Genomic DNA, 19,433 nt, shown 5'->3' on the forward strand with positions numbered 1-19,433 from the left:
GAATCGCTAGGAGGGGAATCATCCTATGGCAGACAAGAAGCTACCTCTTGATGACCTTTTGCCGCCAGGTCCCGTCGGAGACTTTGGACGGGAGTATTTTGCCAATCTTCCCGATGTGAAGCAGGATCCATTGACTCCTGATTCCTTCCTGCGGGAATCGGATCATTCCTGGTCGGAGTATGCCATGGCTTACCTTTTATGGTATCCCGGTATCGTCATCCTCCTCGCCCTTGCGGGAGGGATGGGAGTCTGGATGTTTTTCCGTTTTAGCCGGACAAGGGAATATGCTCACAGGCTTCCATGCGGGCATTGCGGGACAATGATGTATCCTTGTGCCCTCAATTGCCCGTACTGCGGTACTCCCAATCCGCATCCGGCCAAGCTGAACATGATCGGGTATTCCAAAATAGGAACCTCTATTCCTTCTGATGGCCGGGAAAGGCATGCGAATGTCTTGCGCAGTTTTCGCAGGTGTGCCAATTGTGGGGAAATCCTGACCAAGCCGACTCTGAATCAGATTTGTCTTTCATGCGGGACTCCCGTTCTCTCCTGTAATTCTCTTGTGCAGGGATACGATCAATTCGTGAGCCGGAGACGGTACTGGACCTATCCGATCGTATTTCTCGTTTCCTTCGTTCCGATTCTCGGACCGTTGCTGGTGTCGTCGCTGTACAAGCGGACAATTGTCAATCCCTATTCGCTGTACATGACGTTGCTGAAGGACAGTTCTTTGATGATGCTTCTGTTTGTATGCCGCCACCTGTTCCGCCTGCTGCCCATTGTAGGCAATTTTTTGATGCCCTTTTTGTGTGTTACCGAATACACGATTTACAGGAAAGCTTTCCTGCTCAAGGCTGAGAAGCGAGGCGGCCGGATGACGGACGAAGACGTCAATTCCTGCGCCCCAGAAAGCGCAGGAGGTATAGGAATAGGTTGATAAAATCCAGATAAAGTTCCAAGGCTCCCAGAATTGATGCCTTGGCAAATCCGATGCCGAGAAAATCCGGATTTTTGATGAGTTTCTGAGTATCGTAGGCGGTCAATCCTGCGAAGACGACGACTCCGATTCCGGAGAGGACGAGATCCATCATGCCATTCTTCATAAAGAAGATATTGATGACCATGGAAATGATCAGGCCGATCAGGGCCATAAAGAGGAAACGTCCCCAGCCGGAGAGATCTCTTTTCGTTGTGAACGCATAAACGGTCATGGCTCCGAACATGCTGGCTGTACAGATGAAGGTTGTAAACAGAGACGCCTGGGTATAGATCAGGAACACCGGTGTCAGGAAAAGTCCTTCCAATACCGAATAAACCAGAAAAAGGACCATGGCGGTAGGAGCCGAAAGTTTGTGGATAGCCGCAGAAAGAACAATAACCATGCCGAGAGTTGCGAGCATAAGTACAAGCATCGGTGTGAAACTGGATGTCAGGTAAGTAGCAACCTGATGAGTTTCAGAAGCCCATAAACCGACGAAAGCCGTTAGTCCGATACCGATGGTCATCCACAGGTAGACTCTCTGGAGAAATGCATGTATGGCAACTTTTTCACGGGATGCCTCAAGTGAGTAAATGGAAGTATCGTTCATTATAGTTTGTGGGAATTGAACCTTATCGGTCACTCTAGCCATAAGCCGGAACGAGACAAGACAATTCAGTTCCATGGCATTCTCACCTACTTTCAAAATTGGGGCAGAGTAGTTATTTGTAGACGGATTGTCGGGGGAGTGCAGTTCCGGGATAAGGTTTCAACGTACGACCGAATTGCTTTGCCTCATTTCCTCGGATATGGTGACGGCACTAATCGTCTTCATCTTCATCGTCAATCAGATCGGGTAATTCTTCCTTACCTTCGAGAGATTTCCTGTATTTGAGGATGACTTTGTTTGTCGAGAGGATAAAGAACAGGGCAATGATGATTTTGGAACAAGAGAGAATGTTGTATGACAACGGGGGAATGGTTTTGAAGTCGTACCAGGCCGAGATTCCGAGATAGGCGAAATTGAATAGAGTGAAGAGCATCCAGTAAAACAGACTATGGTTTATTTGTCTGAACCCTCGTACATTTCCTGCATGTAGAATATAAAGGATTCCGCCGCAGGCTATACAATACGAGGAGAGGATGATTCCTTGAATCAAATTGATATAGGGGATGGAGACCAGGGCGGGAAAGATGTGCATCAGATAGTGTGCGCTTGTTGCCAGTATCAGGACGAAGAAAAAGGTGGGAGAATACCTCTTCATGAACGGGGTACAATAGTCAAGGTGCCTTTCCAGAGAAAGAAGCTGGTACATGGAGATGAACAGGATCGAAAGGAATAACAGGTTGGAGAACCGTTCCAGATAGAGAATCAGGAGGTAAAGCGAGACGAGTGGATCGACGTTGGGTGCATATGCCAGCTCAGGATGGTGGAATAGGGGGAAGATCATGTCCATCATGAACATGAAAGCGGCACAGAGCGACCCGATAGTGAATACGAGGTAAATAAAGGCCCGGGGAAGGGGAATTAGGATGAAGGTACGGATATTCATAAAAACAGACGGGGAGAGAGAAACCGTTTGAATCTTTGTTCTTTAACACTGATAAAGCATGCTTTCTTTCAAAGCAAGCAAAGTTGATCTGATGGCAGGTAAATCCACAAAGAGTCCTCCTTCCGGAACGAGGCGGACTCTTTGAAATATTTGTTCCGTAAATTAAATACTACTCGACCGTATACCAGACGTAGCCTTTGGGTGGGAAGGTGACATCCAAGGTGATGCTGTAGTCCCGATTAAGGCGGCGGCGGATGGGATCAAGATCTTCCTTTTTAAGGGTGGCGTAGTCTGTTAGGCCGGTGTAGTACAGGGGGATGCGGATTTTACGGGTGATTTCCTTGTCCAGAGGATTGTAGAGCGAAATGAAGCCTTTCTGCTTCAGAGAGGGGTTGACGTGCATGATCCCGTCCCAGTCCTGGCCATCCGGGCGACGCAGATGGATGATGTCGGAGTCGAGAATGGGGCGGTATTTCTTGTAGAAGGAAACCCATTTTTTGACGAGATCGCGAGTCCTGTCGGTGTCGTAAATTCTTGGTCCGCGGTAGCAGGCCTGGACGCCGGCGCCGAAGAGATTTTTGAGACGCTGTTCGTAATGGTCGCGGTGTTCGTCGAGCGGTTCGATGGTGGCGGCCGCTCCTCCTCCATGGTACTGGGTCAGAGGGACGAACATGAATCCCATGGTCGGCGATTTTTGCCACGTACCGTCATAAATGTTTTGTCGTTCGATGATTTCTTGCTGGGCTCGCGGCAGAGACCAGTTTGTTTCGACGTATCCCATCGGTGTTTTACTGGAACCGGAGAGGAAGTACCAATCGGGGACATTGAGGTAGATGCCGTTACTGCGGCACCAGTGGTAGAAATCTTTGATGATGTTCCACTGTTTCCATTGGGAGTCTTCGTATCCCTTGTGACCGGAATGTTCATGGGAGGCGCATGTATCCCCTGGGTAGGAACCGTCGTTTTCGAAGACATTCATTCCCGTGGTGATGAAGTAGTTGCGCAGGCGGTCAAAGTAGGTGTCTCCCCATTCCGAGGCCAGACAGGGGGATTTTCCGAAGCGGGAACCTTCTTCACGGGAGACGGCGGGTTTGCCGGTCTTGGGACTGATGGCTGCATCGGCGTCCTTGGCTCCACGACTGGCCAGCAGGGAGTAGCCGCCAAGGGCGATGCCTTTGGCCTTGGCGTACCCGGCAATTTCTTTCATGCTTTCCAAATACCCGGGGTCTGTGTTTTCGATGTTGAAGCCGCTGCCGAATGTCATGATGACCATTTCGAACCCGACCTCGGCGCACTGGTCGATGACGTTGCGCAGGGCAGCCGGATCGGCATTGCGGACATGCATGAAAACCGGGTTTTCCTGAACCCACGGGGACATCATGCGCCAGAATTTGCATTCTGCCAGGCCGCGGCGTTCACGATCGGTGGAATCGCGCATCATCTCGAAGGTGGTGAAGGATTTCCAGGTATCACCCGGGGCGATATCCGTATTCGGGCCGATGGGCAGGGTGGTTTCCAGCCGGGCGGGCTTGTATTGGCCGTAGTAGCGGATACCGGTGTATTCGTATTCCGGATGGTCAAAGACCCAGCGGACGGCGGGGTTGTCCTTCATGGCCTCCATGTCGCCCCCCATGGCGTAGTCGGTGACGACGAAGAGTTGGGTGAAACGGTCGATGTAATCGCGGGGAGCGTCCGTCTGGACGGGAGACTTGCGGTAGTTTTTCGTGTAAGTACCGGGCGGCTGGGCCAGCATACGGATTTCGTGCGGCTCGCCGTAGTGGACTTTGGGGGCGGTATCCGTCATGGCGAGGATTTCCGCCTTGAATGAATTAAGAGTGACAGGGCTTGTTCCTTTGTTTGTAATTTCCAGTTTTTTGGACAGGATAGGTGCTCCGTCATAGAGTTCGTAAACGATGTTGATTGTTGTGTTCCTAAGCTTGTCAGGGGCTGTCGGCGGTGCTTTGTAGGTGAAAGTGACGCGCGTTCCCGGAGCGGGCCATGCGGTAGCGGTCGAGAGCCATTGGGGATTTTTTTTCCACGGGAAGCGTTCTACTGTTTTTTCGACTTTGTGGCTTTCGTAAATGAAGGCGTTGGGGTCGGCCTTCATTGTATCCAGGAAGTCCGGGGAAAGGTAATTGTTGACGGGCTGTCCGGTGAGACCTCCAACGCTGTATTCTTTGCCGTCAATGGTGACGACGGCTTCCGGACGGACGGCGCGGATTTCCGATTCTCCTGTCATGAGGTTGTTATAACCGACAGTGGCGCAGTTGGGGGTAGTGCGGAACACTCGTTCCATGAGGCCGTTTCCGATCACTAGTTGACCGCTACTGTCTGTGCGGGTGGTGGATTTGTAGGGCCTGCCGTCAATCAGCCAGTCAACGGATTCCGAAGAGACTACTGCTTCCGGTGGTCGGGCCTGGGATTGTGGAACAAGGGGAACTGCTGCCATTCCGAGCAGCAACAAAAATGGGGATATGCCGAGGGGTTTCAATTTCACAACGGTACTACGGCGACAGGACAGGATCTCTTTCATCTATAATGTACATGGGACGCTATAAGGTCAAAAAGACACGGAATGGCCGTGCCGGATGGGAAAATTTACGGTAGACTCTCTCTCGGAAAGGATTCCGTTCCGTTTTGCAGATTCCCAATCATGGCTGGCTCGGTTTTTTTGTGCCTCTGAATGTGCGTGCACTCCGCATTTACTGGCTGGGACAGGCGTGTTCCCTGATCGGGATGTGGCTCCAGGTGACGGCTATGGGGATTCTTGTTTACGATTTGTCGCATGGATCGGGGACGGCCGTCGGGTTTTTGGCGGCGTTGAATGCGGCTCCTTTCCTGTTTGGCGGCATGGCTCTAGGTGCTCTGGGGGATCGTTTTGACCGGCGGAAACTTTTGATGGCGGTTCAGCTTGTCCAGATTGCCGTGGCGGGCATCCTGTGGTTGTTGGGATGGAGCGGGATTCTGGAACTATGGCATTTATATATGGCTGTGTTTTTGCTGGGAGTGATGCAGTGCGTTGCCTTTCCGTCCCAGCAGGCTTTCGTGGGGGATTTGTCTCCGAAAGGGATGCTGCTCAAAAGCGTGGGCATGTATTCCCTTGTGTTCAATGTGTGCCGTTCTGTCGGCCCCCCTTTGGGGGGATATGTAATTGCCGGATTGGGGGCGAATTATGCCTTCGGTCTGAATGCCCTGTGCTGTATCCCCCTGGTAGGTTGCCTGGCTGTTTTGAGGGGGATGTATGTTCCGGAGTCTGTGGGGATGGGGCGCAGGGTCGGGGAAAACGTGCGGTCGGGATCCGGCCTATTGATTGTCTGGAGGGACGGACGTTTGCGCATGATTCTCATCAGTGCCTTGATCCAGAATCTTCTGGGGCAGTCGTTGTACCAAATTGTCCCGGCGTTGACGTATGGCAATCCCTCGGCAACGGGGGCTCTTCTGGGAGCGGTCGGAGCTGGTGCCGTTTCGAGTATTTTGTTTGTGATGCCGTTTTTGCGGTATAGTCCCCGGATCGGTTTGAATTTGTCCTGCGGCACGCTGTGGATGGGCGCTATGTTTGCCTTGGCTGGCATAGTACCGATGCTTCAGGTTCAAACAGTTTGTTTTTTCCTGGCGGGTGTGGCGACTTCTGCCTTGTTTGTGACGACGTCCTCGACAGTTCAATTGTTATCTCCTGCCGGGCACCGCTCCCGCATCCTGGGACTATTCACCATAGTAACGATTGGCGCCCAGCCGTTGGCCGCCCTGTGGTGGGGGGCTCTTCTGGACCATATCGGCGTGCCGTCCCTGCTTGTTTTTGTCGGCATAGTGGAAGTGGTTCTTTCCGTGGGGATGCTACTGGTACCGTTCTGGCCCCGGTGGAAGATGGAGGAACCGGAGAGTTGAGTTTCCGGCATCTCATGGTTTGGCAGGATTGTCGGAATCTTTTGCCGGCTTTTTTGTGGAATGCGTCAGGGAAGGAAGATTGAGGGAGAGGACAGGTTCATGTAGTTTTCCCGGATTTGTATCAGCCACCATTCCGGAGGACAGTCACGGAAAAGAGAGCAAAGATACCGGAATGCCGGAATGAGATTCCCGGTGTAGCCGTCTGTTTCCGGCAGGAGGCGTTCCGGAGGAAGGCTGCGGATAGCGGCGTGGCAGGATTCGTCCATGAGTTGGCGGCTGCCGACGGAGAAAAGGGCATTGTGTTTGAGCAGGGGGGAGACGTGTTCGGACGGACCGTGCCATGCGTGGACGAGCAGTCGGGGAGGAGGAAGTTCATCAAGGATTTTGAGAACCGGTCCCCAAGCCCGGACACAATGCAAAGTAACGAATCGGTTTTTTTCCCGGGCGATACCGAGATGAGTGCGAAAAGACTTTTCCTGAGCTTCTTGGGGGATGCGTGGGCGACGGGCCTTGTCCATGCCTGTTTCTCCGACACCGGCCATGGGGAATTCATCCAAAAGTTCGGTGAGGCGCTGCCAGTGGATGTCGCTGGCGTTCCCGGCGTGCCAGGGATGGATGCCGAATGAGGGGATGATCCGTTCCGGGTACTGCCTTGCCAGGGATGCCAGAGTGTCCCAGTCGTTGGGCTCTGCAGAACAAACGATGGATGAGGCGGCTCCGGGAAAGGGAAAATCCCGCCCGTTCGTCTCAAACGGGCGGGGAAGATGAGTGTGCGCATCCGGCAGCCCGGGCGGTATTTCGGAGGGGTAGCCGGCCATGGTTTCCACAGGTGGTGTTTAAATGAGCTTCAGACGGGCGAGATCCTGTGTATCGACAATGCCGACCGGCTTCTTTTTAGCGTTGAGGACGACGAGGTCGTCGATCCTGCGGCTACTGAGAGCGCGGATGGCCTGGGTGGCGAGATCGTCTTCCAGAACGAAGACCGGTTCGCGGGTCATGAGTTCTCTGACTGGCATGGCACCGGCATTGACGTTTTTCTGGTAGGCTCGCACAAAGTCTCCATGGGTAAAGACCCCGGCCAGTTCTCCGGTCGGTGTAATCAAAATGGTTGCACCGGCACGGCTGTCCGTCATAGCCTGGAGACAGTCGGTGACCGTGGAGTCTTCCGGAAGGATAGCGATTTCCGGAGGTTTACGCATAATATCTCCCACTTTGGTAAGCAGGGCTCGCCCGAGTGAACCGCCGGGATGGCGTTTGGCAAAATCTTCCGCCGTGAAATGGCGATCTTCCAGGAGAGCCATGGCAAGGGCGTCTCCCATGACGAGCATGGCGGTGCTGCTGGACGTGGGGGCCAGGTTAAGGGGGCAGGCTTCACGGCTGACTCCAGTATCGAGTACGATATCGGAGTACTTGGCCAGCGAGGATCCCATGTGCCCCGTCATGCCGATGATGGGCATATCGAAGCGTTTGAGGAAGGGGAGAAGATTGAGCAACTCAACCGTCTCGCCGGAGAAGGACATGGCAATACAGACATCCCCGTCGCAGACGACTCCCAGGTCTCCGTGAAGGGCGTTCTGGGAATCCAGCATGACGGTAGGGGCTCCGGTGGAGTTCAGGGTAGCGACGATTTTTTGACCGATATTGCCGGACTTGCCAACGCCCACCACGATGATCTTATGTCCCTTGGCGAGGGCTTTAGACATGACGGTGATGGCTTTATCAAAATTTTCGTTCAATCTGGAGGCAACACTCTGGAGTTCTTCGATCTCCATATTGAATACAGCTTGGGCTCTATTGAGATGATTCATGGTTCCCCTCCATGATGCTGTTAATTTGTCTCAAGGTCAAATTTTCTATGCGTTTCTGGCATGAATCCCGAGAAGATTTTTCGAAGGATCAGGTCGTTTTTCGGAGGGCGGCCTTTGTTTTTTTATTGATCCTTAAGAGGAGTACCGTTCTAAACGATTGCATGACGATGAGGCGGTTTATTTCCGGTGGATGTGGAATCAGTCCGGATTTATGGATGATAAAAAAGGGCTGCCTCTGTGAGTGAGACAGCCCTTTGGCAGGAAAGGAATGGATATTTCCGGGTTAGTCCTTGTTTTTGCCGGAGGCAAAGGCGACGAAGAACATGGCCCATCCGGAGAAGATCAATTCACAGGCGATGACGGTTCCCAGGAACCATGCGGCCGATTGCGGAAAGGTTGCAACGATGATGATACCGAGGCCGAGGGTGATGATACTGTTGAAAATCAGCCATCCTTTACCCGGAACTTTGCCGACGCGCATGCTGGCGAACAGGCGGAAGATTCCTCCGAATACGAGGAACCAGCCGATAACCAGAGTGAACGAGGCCATCGCGAGGATCGGATTGAGAATTGCCAGAACACCCACGATTGCATAGATGATTGCCGAAACCAGGTTCCACCATCGAGAAGCGGATGTGTTGGTTTTGAACACCCGGAACAGGCGCAGCAGAGCCGCTGCGACAAACAGGATCCCGATGACCCACATGGAGGCTGCCCCCAAGGCAAAGGGGATGCTTAGGGCAATGATGCCGAGGATGATTTCAACAATACCTATCGTACCTGCAACCCATGGGGTGAGGATGGAAAAACGGGGATCTTCCGATGATGTCTTTTCTGTCATGGTTTCTTACTTGGTTGAAGGGATAGACACCAGGGAGGAGATGAACGTTCGATTGGTCAGTTATTTTTTGGCAGCCTCGGATGTTTCTTTTTTGTGAAACTGGGGAGCCATGTGGCGGATGGTATCGGGCGTGATGGTGAACGTCGTGGGGCCGCTGGTTCCGGTCTGGTCAGCGGGAACCGTGTAGGAATAAGCCAGTCCGGGGAAGTTGCCCACGGTTTCCGGCATGACGTATACCATTACGGCGAGAGGCCCCGGCTTGCCCCCCGGAGCGGGAGAGATGGATAGATCGATGGTGTTGACGCCGTTCCTCAACCCTCCGGAGATGACTTCTGCCATGCGGGCGTCTTCGAAGACATGATCGGATACATTGTTGATGCGCGCCTTGACTGTGCGGCCGGGGCAGTCTACGAAGATTTTACCGATGTACTGCGGTACGGGGCAGACGACCGGTACGGGAGGGACGGTGCCGAGGGGTTGGAATCCGTCTTGTTCTTCAAGGACGGAAGTATCGTGGTTGCGCAGGCGTTCACGGACTTTGGGAAGTTGGGCGAGGTTGAAGAATCGTGCCTGGTCGTACTTCCATTCGCCCCGTTCGTTGGTGAAAAGGAGGACATAGGCGTTTTCCGAGGGAGCTCCGCCGATCCCCCAGTCCACTTTGCCGAAGTAGGTGGCGGCTGCCGTTGGCCCTTTGACGACAGTACCGATGTATCTCAACGGCAGGAGGGAAGGTGGGCTGATTTGCTGGTTGAAGAGGGACTGGGGCCAGGGACGCTTTTCCGAAACGGCCAGGTTGCGGACTTTGACCTTACGGTAGGCGGCGGTTGTCTTTTGCCAGCCGTCGTAGTTTTCACGGATCATGTGCTGTCGCCATGTATTGTACACGGTTTCCAAGTCGTTTTTGAGCTGCGCCTGGTTGGGTGTCGGTGCGGCAAATGCTGAAGCGGCAAAGCAAACCGCCGAACAAAGGACGGATAAAAAAATGCGATGTGTCATTCTGCTCGGCAATATGACATGACTCTTGCCCTGGAGGCAACACAAATGCATCATGATGTCGTTTCCTATGGATTTGCTGTCTCCCTCCGACCGGCTGGCTGAACACCGGTATCAAAAATTGCTTCGTTTGCAACCCGAGTTTGTCTGGCGTGAATTCGGGGACGGAGAAGTATTGAAGGCTCGGGTGTTTTTTCCCCCGGAACACAAGAGCGAGGATTCTGTTCCGGGAGTCGTTTTTTTTCACGGCGGCTTGTGGTCGTCATACAATGTTGTTGAGTTTGTTCCTTGGGCTCTGCATCTGGTGAGCCGGGGTGTTGCCTGCATCCTTCCGGAGTACCGTATGCCGGTGAATTACGATGTGGCTCCGCGTGATATCTTATATGAAGCCCGCGAGCTCTGGGCCTGGGTGAGAAGCAATGCCGTCGAGTTGGGAATGGATCCGTCCCGCATTACGGTGGCGGGGAGCGATGTTGGCGGCTTGATGGCTCTGCATGTAGCTCTTCCTGATGTTCCCAAACGCCGCCGTTGGTTCCGCAAAGCGCCTCCTTTGCCTCCGGGGCCTGCTTGTGTGGCTCTTTTCCGGGGAATTGTGGATACCGATGCCCGGATCGCAGACCGCGTTCTGCACGGGATGAACGAGGAAGAACGCAAGGCTCTGTCTCCCTCGCGTCGCCTTCGGAAGGGGTTGCCTCCCTTGTTTGCTTCGCACGGTGGACAGGACAGGATGATTTCTGCCCGGATGACGGAGGAATTCTGCCGGGAGTGGACGAAAAAGAAAAATGTCGGGCACTACGCCTACCTCGATCTTGCCGACCATTCCTATTATCATTTCAATGTGAATGCCCGTTACTTTGAGTTTCTCCTCAGCGAATGGGATACTTTTATGGTCGAACAGGGGATTTGGGAGGAAGACGACGGGGTTGACAATGTCCTGCTCTCGTGAGTACTGGTGATATATGTGAATGTCGAGAAAAGTCCTGCTTCGCCATTTTTATATTGTGGCCTCAAGATGTAAATGTATATTTTACATCAACTTGGAGATTTTTCTTTCCCTCTCTACGGATGATATTATCTATTCTTGCTAAATGATGAATATGTTGAAAAAAGTGGTTTTATTGGTACTGGCATTTTATTTGTCGGTAAAGGAAGTTCCAGCTCAAGAGCAGGTTTCTGCCTTTCCCGAGTGGAATCCCTCCTCAACCAATAGCGATGCCGCACAGCTGGATTGGGAAGGGGGTGTTCCGCAACTTGTTCATCCCAACGAGAATCTGGTCAATCTGTACAACATTGCCTGGAAGATTACTGCCTCCCGTACCCGAACTGGCAAGGATCTGAAGCCTGGCCTTCCTTCTTCTCCCTATCTGGATGAAAACGTTTACGACGATCAAATCTGGATATGGGACTCGGCATTCATGGTACTCTATTCCCGTTATGCACCATCGGTTTTTCCCGGCCTTCAAACTTTGGAAAATATCTATTATCCCATTCACAAACAAGTAGAAACGGGACTGAAAATATGCCTCCGGGATAACCCTCCCATTTTGGCCTGGGCAGAATGGGAAAACTATACGATGCTGGCGGATAAAAAACGAATCGCCCACGTCATGGATCAGGAAAATTTTCTGGAAAAACACTTTAACTTTTTCCAGAACGTGAAGAAAGGTGACATGCAACCCTATGCCAGCTATCAGCCTATCTTCCGGGGTATTGTGCGCCAGGCTCCCAATGGCAAATTGGTCGCGGAGGGAGAAGCGGATTATCAGGAAAAATACCCCTTCATCGGCTTTACATGGTCGCGTGGGGCTTCCGGAATGGACAATACGCCTCGCAATCCGGATTCTGATCGCGATATGGATATCGTCTGGGTGGATGCTCTCGCTCAACAGGCTCTATCAGCTCTTTGCATTGCCCGCATCCATGCAACCCGTGGTAATACGGAAAAACAGGAAAAGTGGATGCAGATCTATAACGGTCTCAAGAAGACGATCAATCAATACTATTGGGATGATGTCGATGGGTTTTACTACGACCTGTCGCGCAAAACGGGTACGTTTTCGAAGGTGAGAACATGCGCATCCTTCTGGGTGATGATGGCGGAAATCCCCGACAGCGAACAAGCGGCTTGCATGGTGAAGTACCTGCAAGCCGATGCTGACGGAAAGAGCGACCTGGGTGGAAAATACCCTTTCCTATCGCTCTCTCGCTCCCACCTCTTATACAATGATGCAACGGGGGACTACTGGCGCGGTGGAATCTGGCTACCTTTGGCTTACATGACAGCCAAATCCCTCGAAAAATACGGCTATTGTGACCTGGCTGATGAATTGTCGGAAAACATTCTTCAACAGATACTTCGCGTGTATATGAAAGGATTCGAAGGCAAGCATACGATTTGGGAATGCTACAGCCCTTCTCAGGATTCGCCGTCTACGGAACATGGTAGAACGGCTCGCCCCGACTTCTGCGGCTGGTCGGCTTTGGGCCCTATTTCCATGATGATTGAAAACGTGATGGGATTCAGGAAGATCAACGGTCTTGAGAAGCGCATTGATTGGGCCTTAAAGGGCAGGAATGGTACACACGGCATACGGAAGTTGAAGTTTGCCAACATAACGACAGATATTGTCTATGATCGTGAGAAGAATGTTGTCAATGTAACTTCGAACAATTCTTACAAACTCGTGATCAACGGTGAGATGTTTATTATCAGTCCCGGCATCAACAAAATTACCCCTCAAAAGGTTCTTTAATTTGTCATCCACACGCAATTTGTCGGAAAACCCCCGACAGAGAGCCAAAACAACAAGGCTATTCCGCAGACAGGTTTCCGATGGCTTTGTTGTATATGTGTGAGGCAGGGAATGGCGTGCTGAATCACTGCTGGTTGTTTTTGATGTCAATGTTCACGATGAAACCCTGCCGTGAAATATTGACGTGGAAAATTTGCCTGGCGTTGGTCAGGGTTTCTCCCTTCCGAACGAATTGGAACCCCTTCACATTCTTGTCTTGATATCTACTGCTCTTTTCCTTGCTGATCAGGATGAAATCATCGGGCATGCCATAGACTTCCCGGATCAGGGCGATTCTGGATTTTTGTTCGAGGCTTTCTTCACTGTAGCGCAGGCATAAGGAGAAGCATAAATAGCCCATGGCGATGAGAAACAGGATTTTCAGGAAGGAAAAGCATTTCTTCTGAAAGGACAGCGATGGTTTTTCAAAAAGATGATCAGGAAGATGATGATGGCAATGACCATCGATGGTGTGGTGTAGACAAAGGGAGTGAAAACGCGGGTATAATTTTCAATAGATTCTCCGTGGTGGTGTCCCAAAAAAACGGAGTTGAAGCCGAAGATATAGCAACCGATAACAAATACAGGAGACAGGATGATGCTCTTCCAGCCTAACGCATAGATGACGCTTATTGCCAGCAGGAGCCAAATGATGGCAAGCCCTGCGTACAACATGGACATGCAGAATTGGAATAATAGTATATTATAGTCGGTCCACTCTCCCATGATGGCAACGAGAAGCATCCATAGAATCAGAAACACGATTACAACGCGATCAATGACGGAGAACGATTTGAAAGTGTCCCCAATTTTATTGAAAACAGGCATACGGAAAACAAAAAGACTATCCTGCGTTATGATCGCAGGATAGCCTTGTTGGCAAGTAAAAACAGGTTTTCCCGATGATTATTGATTTTTTTCCGGAGCCGTTGTTTTGATGACGACATCGGGGCGTGCGGGAGCTCCGTTGTCGGGACGGCGGTAGTTGACCTTCTGTTCGTCGAGGTAGGGAAGTTGCTTGTTGAGGCGATTCTTGAAGTCCGCTTCATTTTTCAACTCCAGCGGGGTCCAGGCAATTTCAGCGAGGGCCAGTGCGCGGGGGAAGACTTGGTATTGGAACTTGTTGATGTCCGGGATGTACTCCGACCAGACATTGCCTTGGCAGCCGAGGACGTGTTTTTCCTGTTCCTTGGTGATGCCGGAGGGAACCGGGTTGAAGGCATAGACCTTTTCCAGGGGAACATTCCCGCCGATGACTTCGTATTCGGGCTTGTTGGGGGCCCCAGGGCCTTGGGAGTAGTCGAGGTAGAGGGAATCGGTGTGGGTCATGACGACGTCATTGCCGCGTTCGATGGCATGGCGAGCCCAGCGGATGTCGCGCCAGACCATCATGGAGGCAGTCGGGGAAAGTCCGCCTTCATTGATTTCATCCCATCCGATGAGGCGTTTGCCCTTGCTGTTGACAAGTTTTTCGACGCGTCTGATGAAGTAGCTTTGGAGTTCTTCTTCGTTCTTCAGCCCGTTTTCCTTCATGATTTTTTGAGCTGTCGCGGACTTTTTCCATTGATCCTTGGGGGCTTCGTCTCCGCCGACATGGATGAAGGGGCTATCCGGGAAGAGTTCGGCAACTTCCGTCAACACATCGTCGAGGAACTTGAAGGTTTCTTCCGTCGGGGCAAAGATGTACGGGAAGACACCCCAACTGCATACGACTTTCGGGTCGTAGTTCTCAATGTCCTTGTTGCCGAGTTCAGGGTAGGCTGTGATGGCGGCGGCGGCATGCCCGGGGACTTCGATTTCCGGGATGATGGTGATGCCACGCTGTTTGGCGTATTTGACGACATCCTTGATTTCATCCTGAGTGTAGTAACCGGAGTAGGGGACACCATCCGGCTTGTTCCTCTGGCCCATGATAGGGGAATGCGTACGGGAACTGCCGACTTCCGTCAGCTTCGGATATTTCTTGATTTCGATGCGCCAGCCCTGATCGTCGGTGAGGTGCCAGTGCAGGGTGTTGAACTTGTAGCGTGCCAGAAGATCAATGACTTTTTTGATGTCTTTGGCAGGCATCATGTGACGGCAGCTGTCCACCATCAGGCCTCGCCAGGAGAAACGCGGGGCGTCTTCAATAGCCATTGTCGGGAAACAGATTGTTCCCTTGTCGTCTTTGGTAACGCTTTGGGCAAGGCTTTGCAGGGCGTAGAAGGCTCCCTGGGGAGTGGAAGACTCGACGGTGATTTTCTGGGGGGTGACATTCAGCCGGTAGGCTTCCTTGCCGAGCTTGTCATCTGTGGAAAAGACCAGTTCCGGATTTTTGTCGCTGATTTGCGTCTTGATGCCAACATTCTGGAGAACACGGCTGGCCATGCCGGAGATGGAGCCGGGGGCGATGCGGATACCTTGGGAGAGGCTGAAGCCGGGTTCGCCCAGTTTTTCCTGGAGCGAGACCGGTTTGGGGATGATGGCGCTGCCTTCCTGTACCGGTCCCGAAGGTGCGGCTAGGGCGGTTGTAACCAATGTCAGGGAGGCAATCAGGGGAAGAGAGCGGCTTTTCATAATTTTTTCTAGTACGGGGCTGGGATGTATCATCTTTCAGGATGGATGCTATTATTTTTCGGATAATTTGGAAATGGAATCGATACTGTCGAGTTCTTCTTGCGACCATGAATTGTTATTCAGTGCCTTGAGGCAGTCCGTAATTTGTTCCGGCCGACTGGCTCCGATGATGCAGGATGTCACTTCGGGGCATCTGAGAACCCAGGAGATAGCCATTTGCGCAAGATCCTGACCGCGGTTGTCTGCGATTTTGGCAAGTTGCCGGATCTGGGGCAGTTTTTCGCGGACGCGGTCTTCTGTGAGGAAAACGGAGGGGCCTCCGGCGCGGGAGTCGGACGGGATGCCCTGGAGGTATTTATTGGTAAGCAGGCCCTGGGCCAGCGGCGAGAAGACAATGCCCCCCATTTGTTCCTGGCGGATAACGGGGAATTGGGCTGTTTCCGCTTCCCGGTCGAACATGTTGTAACGGAACTGGTGGAGGAGGCACGGCACACCCGCTTCTTCCAGAATGCGGCAAGCGGTTCGCGCTGCATAGTCCGGATATTTCGAAATCCCGGCGTATAGAGCCTTGCCGCTTCGGACGGCGGAAATGAGGGCTCCCATGGTTTCTTCCACCGGGGTATCCGGATCGTAGCGGTGGGCATAGAAGATATCCACGTAATCAAGTCCCATGCGTTTCAGGGATTGGTCGAGGCTGGCGAGCATGTGCTTGCGGGAGCCCCATTCTCCGTATGGACCATCCCACATGAGGTGGCTGGCTTTGGTGGAAATGATGATTTCATCCCGGTAGGGCAGGAGATCCGAGGAGAGGATGCGTCCGAAACATTCCTCGGCGGAGCCGGGGGGCGGGCCATAGTTGTTGGCGAGGTCGAAGTGGGTTATGCCGGCGTCAAAGGACGTCAAAATCATCTGACGGCTGACCTCGGCATCGGTGACGGTGCCGAAGTTATGCCACAATCCCAAGGACAGGGGCGGCAGGAGCAAGCCGCGCCGCCCGCAGCGCACGTAATCGAAGTGCCGGTATCTGGAGGAGTCCGCTTGATAAGCCATATCCTGTATCATTACATGACTCCCTCCGGGATGTCACGACAACAATAAGACACGTACTTAATGAAACGGGAAAAAGAAGGGGGCCGTCAACGTGAAGAGAATCCAAAGCGTGATGTTCAGCGGCAGGCCGACGCGGAGGAAATCCGAGAATTTGTATCCGCCCGCATTATAAACGTACGTGTTGGTCTGGTAACCGATGGGGGTGGAAAAGCTCGCGCTGGCTCCGAACATGACTGCCATGATGAACGGCATCGGGTCAACGCCGAATTTGACGGCCATTTCATAGGCTAGTGGAGCCATGACGGCTGCTACGGCGTTGTTGGAGACCATCTCCGTCAGAATGGAACAGAGAAGGTAGAGTGCGGAGAGCATGAAAACGGGGCCGAAGGGGCCGACCGTACTGACAACGGTTTCCGCAATGGTCCGCGCCAGACCGGTCTGGCTCATGGCATCGCCGATGCAGAGCATGCCGAGGATGAGGAAAATGATGCCCCAGTCTACGGATCGGTAGGCTTCTCGTGGCTTGATACATCCCGTAATAACGACGAGCAGGGCGGCGATGAAGGACAGGTAGAACGGATCGAACTGCGAGAAGAAGGCGAAGAATGCTCCGTATTTGTCGAAGGATCCCAGCAGGCCGAAGAGAATGAAGATTCCCATGGCGGTAATGGCCCAGCCGCGTTTGTGCCTGTTGTGCAGCTCGGCCGATCTCCGGCTCAGGGGGATAAGACGGCGCTTTTTGAGGATGCGATCCATGCCGTCTTCTGGGCCTTCCAGAAGGAGGGTATCTCCCTCGTTGAGGCGAGTGCTTTGACCTATGTTCTGGGTGATGTTTTTGCCGTGGCGGTGGATGGCCAGGACAAGGACATTGAAGCGCTGGCGGAATTTGAGCTCGGTGAGCGTGTGTCCCGCGAATTCGGAATCGATGTCTACCATGCCTTCGACGATAAGCACATCGCGTTGTTCCAGGGCTTCCAGACCGCGCGTTTCATCCCAGCCGAGATCGACGCCCTTGGCCTCGCGAGCCTGGGCTATTTTACGGGTTCCGCAAAGGACGAGGACGCGGTCTCCCTCAAGAAGCTGGATGTTGGGGAGTTCCTCTTGGAGAGTAACGCCTTTGCGCCGGACTTCGACGATTTTCATTCCGCTGAGTTCCCGGCGGATCAATTCCAGAGGGGACTCCCCGATGAAGGGAGAGTCTTTGATGATGCGCATTTGCAGCAAAAAGTCCTTTTGGGATCCCTGGGGAAGAAGGGTGGAAAGCGTCTCGCGGTTGGGCAGCAACTTGCGCCCGATCGTCCACAAATAGATGAGTCCGAATGCGGCGTAGAGCAACCCCATCGGGGCCAGTGTGAACATTTTAATGGCATCGTAACCCAGCTTTTGAACCTGTCCGAGGACGACGACATTGGTTGAGGTGCCGACGACCGTGCAGGTACCCCCCAGAATTGTGGCAAAGGAGAGGGGAATGAGCAGTTTGGACGGGGCAATTTCGTGTTCCCGGCAGAAGGAGAGGACGACGGGCATCAGGATGACGACGACGGGAGTGTTGTTGACGAACGGAGATACGGCGAAAGCCCCGAGCGTGATGACGACCAAGGCATATATTTCCCTTCCTTTAGATACGCGGTTGAAGATTTTGGACAGATCGGCGATCAAGCCTGTTTTTTCCAGGGAAGCGCTGAGAATGAACATGCAAACAACCGTCAGAGGACCGCTGTTGCCAAAACTGGAGAGTACCTGCTTTGTGTTCAGAATGCCGAAAACCATTAACAATCCCGTTGCGCTTAATGCCGTGATTTCAACGGGCAGCCACTCTTTGACGAAGGAAATGAAAATAAAGATCAGAAGGATGCCGACTATCCATTGCTGGACGGGTGAACTATGGATCCATTCCTCTATGGGAAGCGCGGCGAGAAGCGAGGTGTGAAAACAATCAAACATATCGAAGGAAAAGGTCGTTTGGCGTTGTCCTGTTCGACGGGCATTGGAAACGCAAGCCCCTTGTTCCTACCCTTCGTAGAGCTTTGTGTCAAGTGAAGCGAATTTTCCTCCTTACCGAGAACGTTGTACGGGAGAATACCCGGAACGGAGGGCTCCCCCAGGCATTCCTTGTCCCGAACTGCGTATTTGACGGGAATCCTTAGAATCTTGTTTGCCAATCGGCTTGAAATCGTTTACACTATTTCCCAGAGGGCTTGGCTCGTTCCCGATCGGGGACATGCCGGATTGCCCAAACACCTACAGCAAACAGATAACCATGCAGTTTACTCACGAAATCGAACAAATGTGTTGCGTCAAAAAGGGATGCAATCACGGTCCGGCTCCCATTCCCCAGGAAGGGCAGTGGACCCAGGCCAAGGAGATCACGGACATCTCTGGTCTTACCCATGGTGTGGGCTGGTGCGCTCCTCAGCAGGGAACGTGCAAATTGACGCTCAACGTCAAGAACGGCATTATTGAGGAAGCCCTTGTGGAAACGTGCGGCTGCTCCGGCATGACTCACTCCGCAGCCATGGCCTCTGAAATCCTTCCCGGCAAAACCATTCTTGAAGCTCTCAACACCGACCTCGTTTGCGACGCCATCAATACGGCCATGCGCGAACTCTTCCTGCAAATCGCCTATGGCCGTACCCAGAGTGCCTTCTCCGAAGGCGGCCTGCCCATTGGCGCAGGTCTGGAAGACCTCGGCAAAGGTTTGCGTTCCCAAGTGGGTACGCTGTATGGCACCCGTGCCAAAGGCGCTCGTTATTTGGAAATGGCCGAAGGCTACATCACCAAGCTTGCCGTTGATCCCGAAGGTGAAATCGTCGGCTACCAGTTCATCAAGATCGGCCCCATGATGGAAATGATCAAGAAGGGCGTTGATGCTAACGAAGCCGTTCAGAAGTGCACCGGTCAGTATGGTCGCTTTGACGAAGAAGGCGTGAAACACATTGATCCGCGCCACGAATAAACCCACCCCCGGAAAACCAT

Annotated in this window: 17 protein-coding genes; 5 read left to right on the forward strand and 12 right to left on the reverse strand. The window is 52.8% G+C overall.

Features of this window, described 5'->3' with window-relative positions:
• Positions 1-25 precede the first annotated feature (25 nt).
• Positions 26-937: a hypothetical protein gene (locus QET40_RS05705; RefSeq protein ID WP_280126209.1), complete on the forward strand. Its 912-nt coding sequence runs from the start codon at positions 26-28 to the stop codon at positions 935-937.
• Here the strand turns inward: QET40_RS05705 and QET40_RS05710 are convergent.
• From QET40_RS05710 to QET40_RS05720, 3 genes are all read right to left on the reverse strand, one after another.
• A complete protein-coding gene (locus QET40_RS05710) occupies positions 891-1,589 on the reverse strand; it encodes a Bax inhibitor-1/YccA family protein (RefSeq protein ID WP_280126210.1) in 699 nt (232 codons plus the stop codon). The genes QET40_RS05705 and QET40_RS05710 overlap by 47 nt on opposite strands.
• A 211-nt stretch (positions 1,590-1,800) precedes the next feature.
• The gene (locus QET40_RS05715; protein ID WP_280126211.1) at positions 1,801-2,532 is read right to left on the reverse strand and encodes a hypothetical protein; all 732 of its coding nucleotides are present in this window, start codon (positions 2,530-2,532) and stop codon (positions 1,801-1,803) included.
• A gap of 169 nt (positions 2,533-2,701) precedes the next feature.
• Positions 2,702-5,029, reverse strand: coding sequence for a hypothetical protein (locus QET40_RS05720; protein WP_280126212.1), 2,328 nt, complete (start codon positions 5,027-5,029; stop codon positions 2,702-2,704).
• A 176-nt stretch (positions 5,030-5,205) separates the two neighbouring features.
• Here QET40_RS05720 and QET40_RS05725 point away from each other — a divergent pair, with 176 nt between their 5' ends.
• Complete coding sequence (locus QET40_RS05725; protein WP_280126231.1) at positions 5,206-6,417, forward strand: MFS transporter; 1,212 nt, start codon at positions 5,206-5,208, stop codon at positions 6,415-6,417.
• Between the two features lie 65 nt (positions 6,418-6,482).
• Here the strand turns inward: QET40_RS05725 and QET40_RS05730 are convergent, their stop codons facing one another.
• The 4 genes from QET40_RS05730 to QET40_RS05745 all read right to left on the reverse strand — a co-directional run bounded on the left by QET40_RS05730 (position 6,483) and on the right by QET40_RS05745 (position 10,062).
• A complete protein-coding gene (locus tag QET40_RS05730; protein ID WP_280126213.1) occupies positions 6,483-7,235 on the reverse strand; it encodes a TatD family hydrolase in 753 nt (250 codons plus the stop codon).
• Between the two features lie 18 nt (positions 7,236-7,253).
• Positions 7,254-8,225: a KpsF/GutQ family sugar-phosphate isomerase gene (locus QET40_RS05735; protein WP_280126214.1), complete on the reverse strand. Its 972-nt coding sequence runs from the start codon at positions 8,223-8,225 to the stop codon at positions 7,254-7,256.
• A 283-nt stretch (positions 8,226-8,508) separates the two neighbouring features.
• Positions 8,509-9,066, reverse strand: coding sequence for a DUF308 domain-containing protein (locus QET40_RS05740; protein ID WP_280126215.1), 558 nt, complete (start codon positions 9,064-9,066; stop codon positions 8,509-8,511).
• A 60-nt stretch (positions 9,067-9,126) separates the two neighbouring features.
• A complete protein-coding gene (locus tag QET40_RS05745) occupies positions 9,127-10,062 on the reverse strand; it encodes a hypothetical protein (protein ID WP_280126216.1) in 936 nt (311 codons plus the stop codon).
• Positions 10,063-10,114: 52 nt separating this feature from the next.
• Here QET40_RS05745 and QET40_RS05750 point away from each other — a divergent pair, with 52 nt between their 5' ends.
• Complete coding sequence (locus QET40_RS05750; protein WP_280126217.1) at positions 10,115-11,005, forward strand: alpha/beta hydrolase; 891 nt, start codon at positions 10,115-10,117, stop codon at positions 11,003-11,005.
• A 151-nt stretch (positions 11,006-11,156) separates the two neighbouring features.
• On the forward strand, positions 11,157-12,812 hold the full coding sequence (locus QET40_RS05755; protein ID WP_280126218.1) for a trehalase family glycosidase: 1,656 nt from the start codon (positions 11,157-11,159) through the stop codon (positions 12,810-12,812).
• Between the two features lie 124 nt (positions 12,813-12,936).
• Here the strand turns inward: QET40_RS05755 and QET40_RS05760 are convergent, their stop codons facing one another.
• From QET40_RS05760 to QET40_RS05780, 5 genes are all read right to left on the reverse strand, one after another.
• Positions 12,937-13,212 carry a hypothetical protein gene (locus tag QET40_RS05760; protein WP_280126219.1) on the reverse strand — a complete coding sequence of 92 codons (276 nt, stop codon included), beginning with the start codon at positions 13,210-13,212 and terminating at the stop codon, positions 12,937-12,939.
• Positions 13,213-13,232: 20 nt separating this feature from the next.
• On the reverse strand, positions 13,233-13,613 hold the full coding sequence (locus tag QET40_RS05765) for a hypothetical protein (protein WP_280126220.1): 381 nt from the start codon (positions 13,611-13,613) through the stop codon (positions 13,233-13,235).
• Between the two features lie 144 nt (positions 13,614-13,757).
• Positions 13,758-15,407 carry a beta-N-acetylhexosaminidase gene (locus QET40_RS05770; RefSeq protein ID WP_280126221.1) on the reverse strand — a complete coding sequence of 550 codons (1,650 nt, stop codon included), beginning with the start codon at positions 15,405-15,407 and terminating at the stop codon, positions 13,758-13,760.
• 51 nt (positions 15,408-15,458) lie between these two features.
• Entirely contained in the window at positions 15,459-16,457 is a 999-nt protein-coding gene (locus QET40_RS05775) for an aldo/keto reductase (protein WP_280126222.1), read from the reverse strand.
• Positions 16,458-16,514: 57 nt separating this feature from the next.
• Positions 16,515-18,401: an SLC13 family permease gene (locus QET40_RS05780; RefSeq protein WP_280126223.1), complete on the reverse strand. Its 1,887-nt coding sequence runs from the start codon at positions 18,399-18,401 to the stop codon at positions 16,515-16,517.
• 316 nt (positions 18,402-18,717) lie between these two features.
• Here QET40_RS05780 and QET40_RS05785 point away from each other — a divergent pair, with 316 nt between their 5' ends.
• A complete protein-coding gene (locus QET40_RS05785; RefSeq protein WP_345783056.1) occupies positions 18,718-19,413 on the forward strand; it encodes a hypothetical protein in 696 nt (231 codons plus the stop codon).
• Positions 19,414-19,433: the final 20 nt, after the last annotated feature.

It is taken from the genome of Akkermansia sp. N21169 (genome assembly GCF_029854675.1).
Lineage (GTDB): Bacteria > Verrucomicrobiota > Verrucomicrobiia > Verrucomicrobiales > Akkermansiaceae > Akkermansia.

Coding starts and splice junctions, on each gene's coding strand:
- QET40_RS05785 (WP_345783056.1), top strand. CDS start 18,718: ATGCAGTTTACTCACGAAATCGAACAAATGTGTTGCGTCAAAAAGGGA.
- QET40_RS05730 (WP_280126213.1), bottom strand. CDS start 7,235: ATGGCCGGCTACCCCTCCGAAATACCGCCCGGGCTGCCGGATGCGCAC.
- QET40_RS05760 (WP_280126219.1), bottom strand. CDS start 13,212: ATGGGCTATTTATGCTTCTCCTTATGCCTGCGCTACAGTGAAGAAAGC.
- QET40_RS05735 (WP_280126214.1), bottom strand. CDS start 8,225: ATGAATCATCTCAATAGAGCCCAAGCTGTATTCAATATGGAGATCGAA.
- QET40_RS05780 (WP_280126223.1), bottom strand. CDS start 18,401: ATGTTTGATTGTTTTCACACCTCGCTTCTCGCCGCGCTTCCCATAGAG.
- QET40_RS05710 (WP_280126210.1), bottom strand. CDS start 1,589: ATGAACGATACTTCCATTTACTCACTTGAGGCATCCCGTGAAAAAGTT.
- QET40_RS05715 (WP_280126211.1), bottom strand. CDS start 2,532: ATGAATATCCGTACCTTCATCCTAATTCCCCTTCCCCGGGCCTTTATT.
- QET40_RS05750 (WP_280126217.1), top strand. CDS start 10,115: ATGATGTCGTTTCCTATGGATTTGCTGTCTCCCTCCGACCGGCTGGCT.
- QET40_RS05770 (WP_280126221.1), bottom strand. CDS start 15,407: ATGAAAAGCCGCTCTCTTCCCCTGATTGCCTCCCTGACATTGGTTACA.
- QET40_RS05745 (WP_280126216.1), bottom strand. CDS start 10,062: ATGACACATCGCATTTTTTTATCCGTCCTTTGTTCGGCGGTTTGCTTT.
- QET40_RS05755 (WP_280126218.1), top strand. CDS start 11,157: ATGTTGAAAAAAGTGGTTTTATTGGTACTGGCATTTTATTTGTCGGTA.
- QET40_RS05775 (WP_280126222.1), bottom strand. CDS start 16,457: ATGGCTTATCAAGCGGACTCCTCCAGATACCGGCACTTCGATTACGTG.
- QET40_RS05740 (WP_280126215.1), bottom strand. CDS start 9,066: ATGACAGAAAAGACATCATCGGAAGATCCCCGTTTTTCCATCCTCACC.
- QET40_RS05705 (WP_280126209.1), top strand. CDS start 26: ATGGCAGACAAGAAGCTACCTCTTGATGACCTTTTGCCGCCAGGTCCC.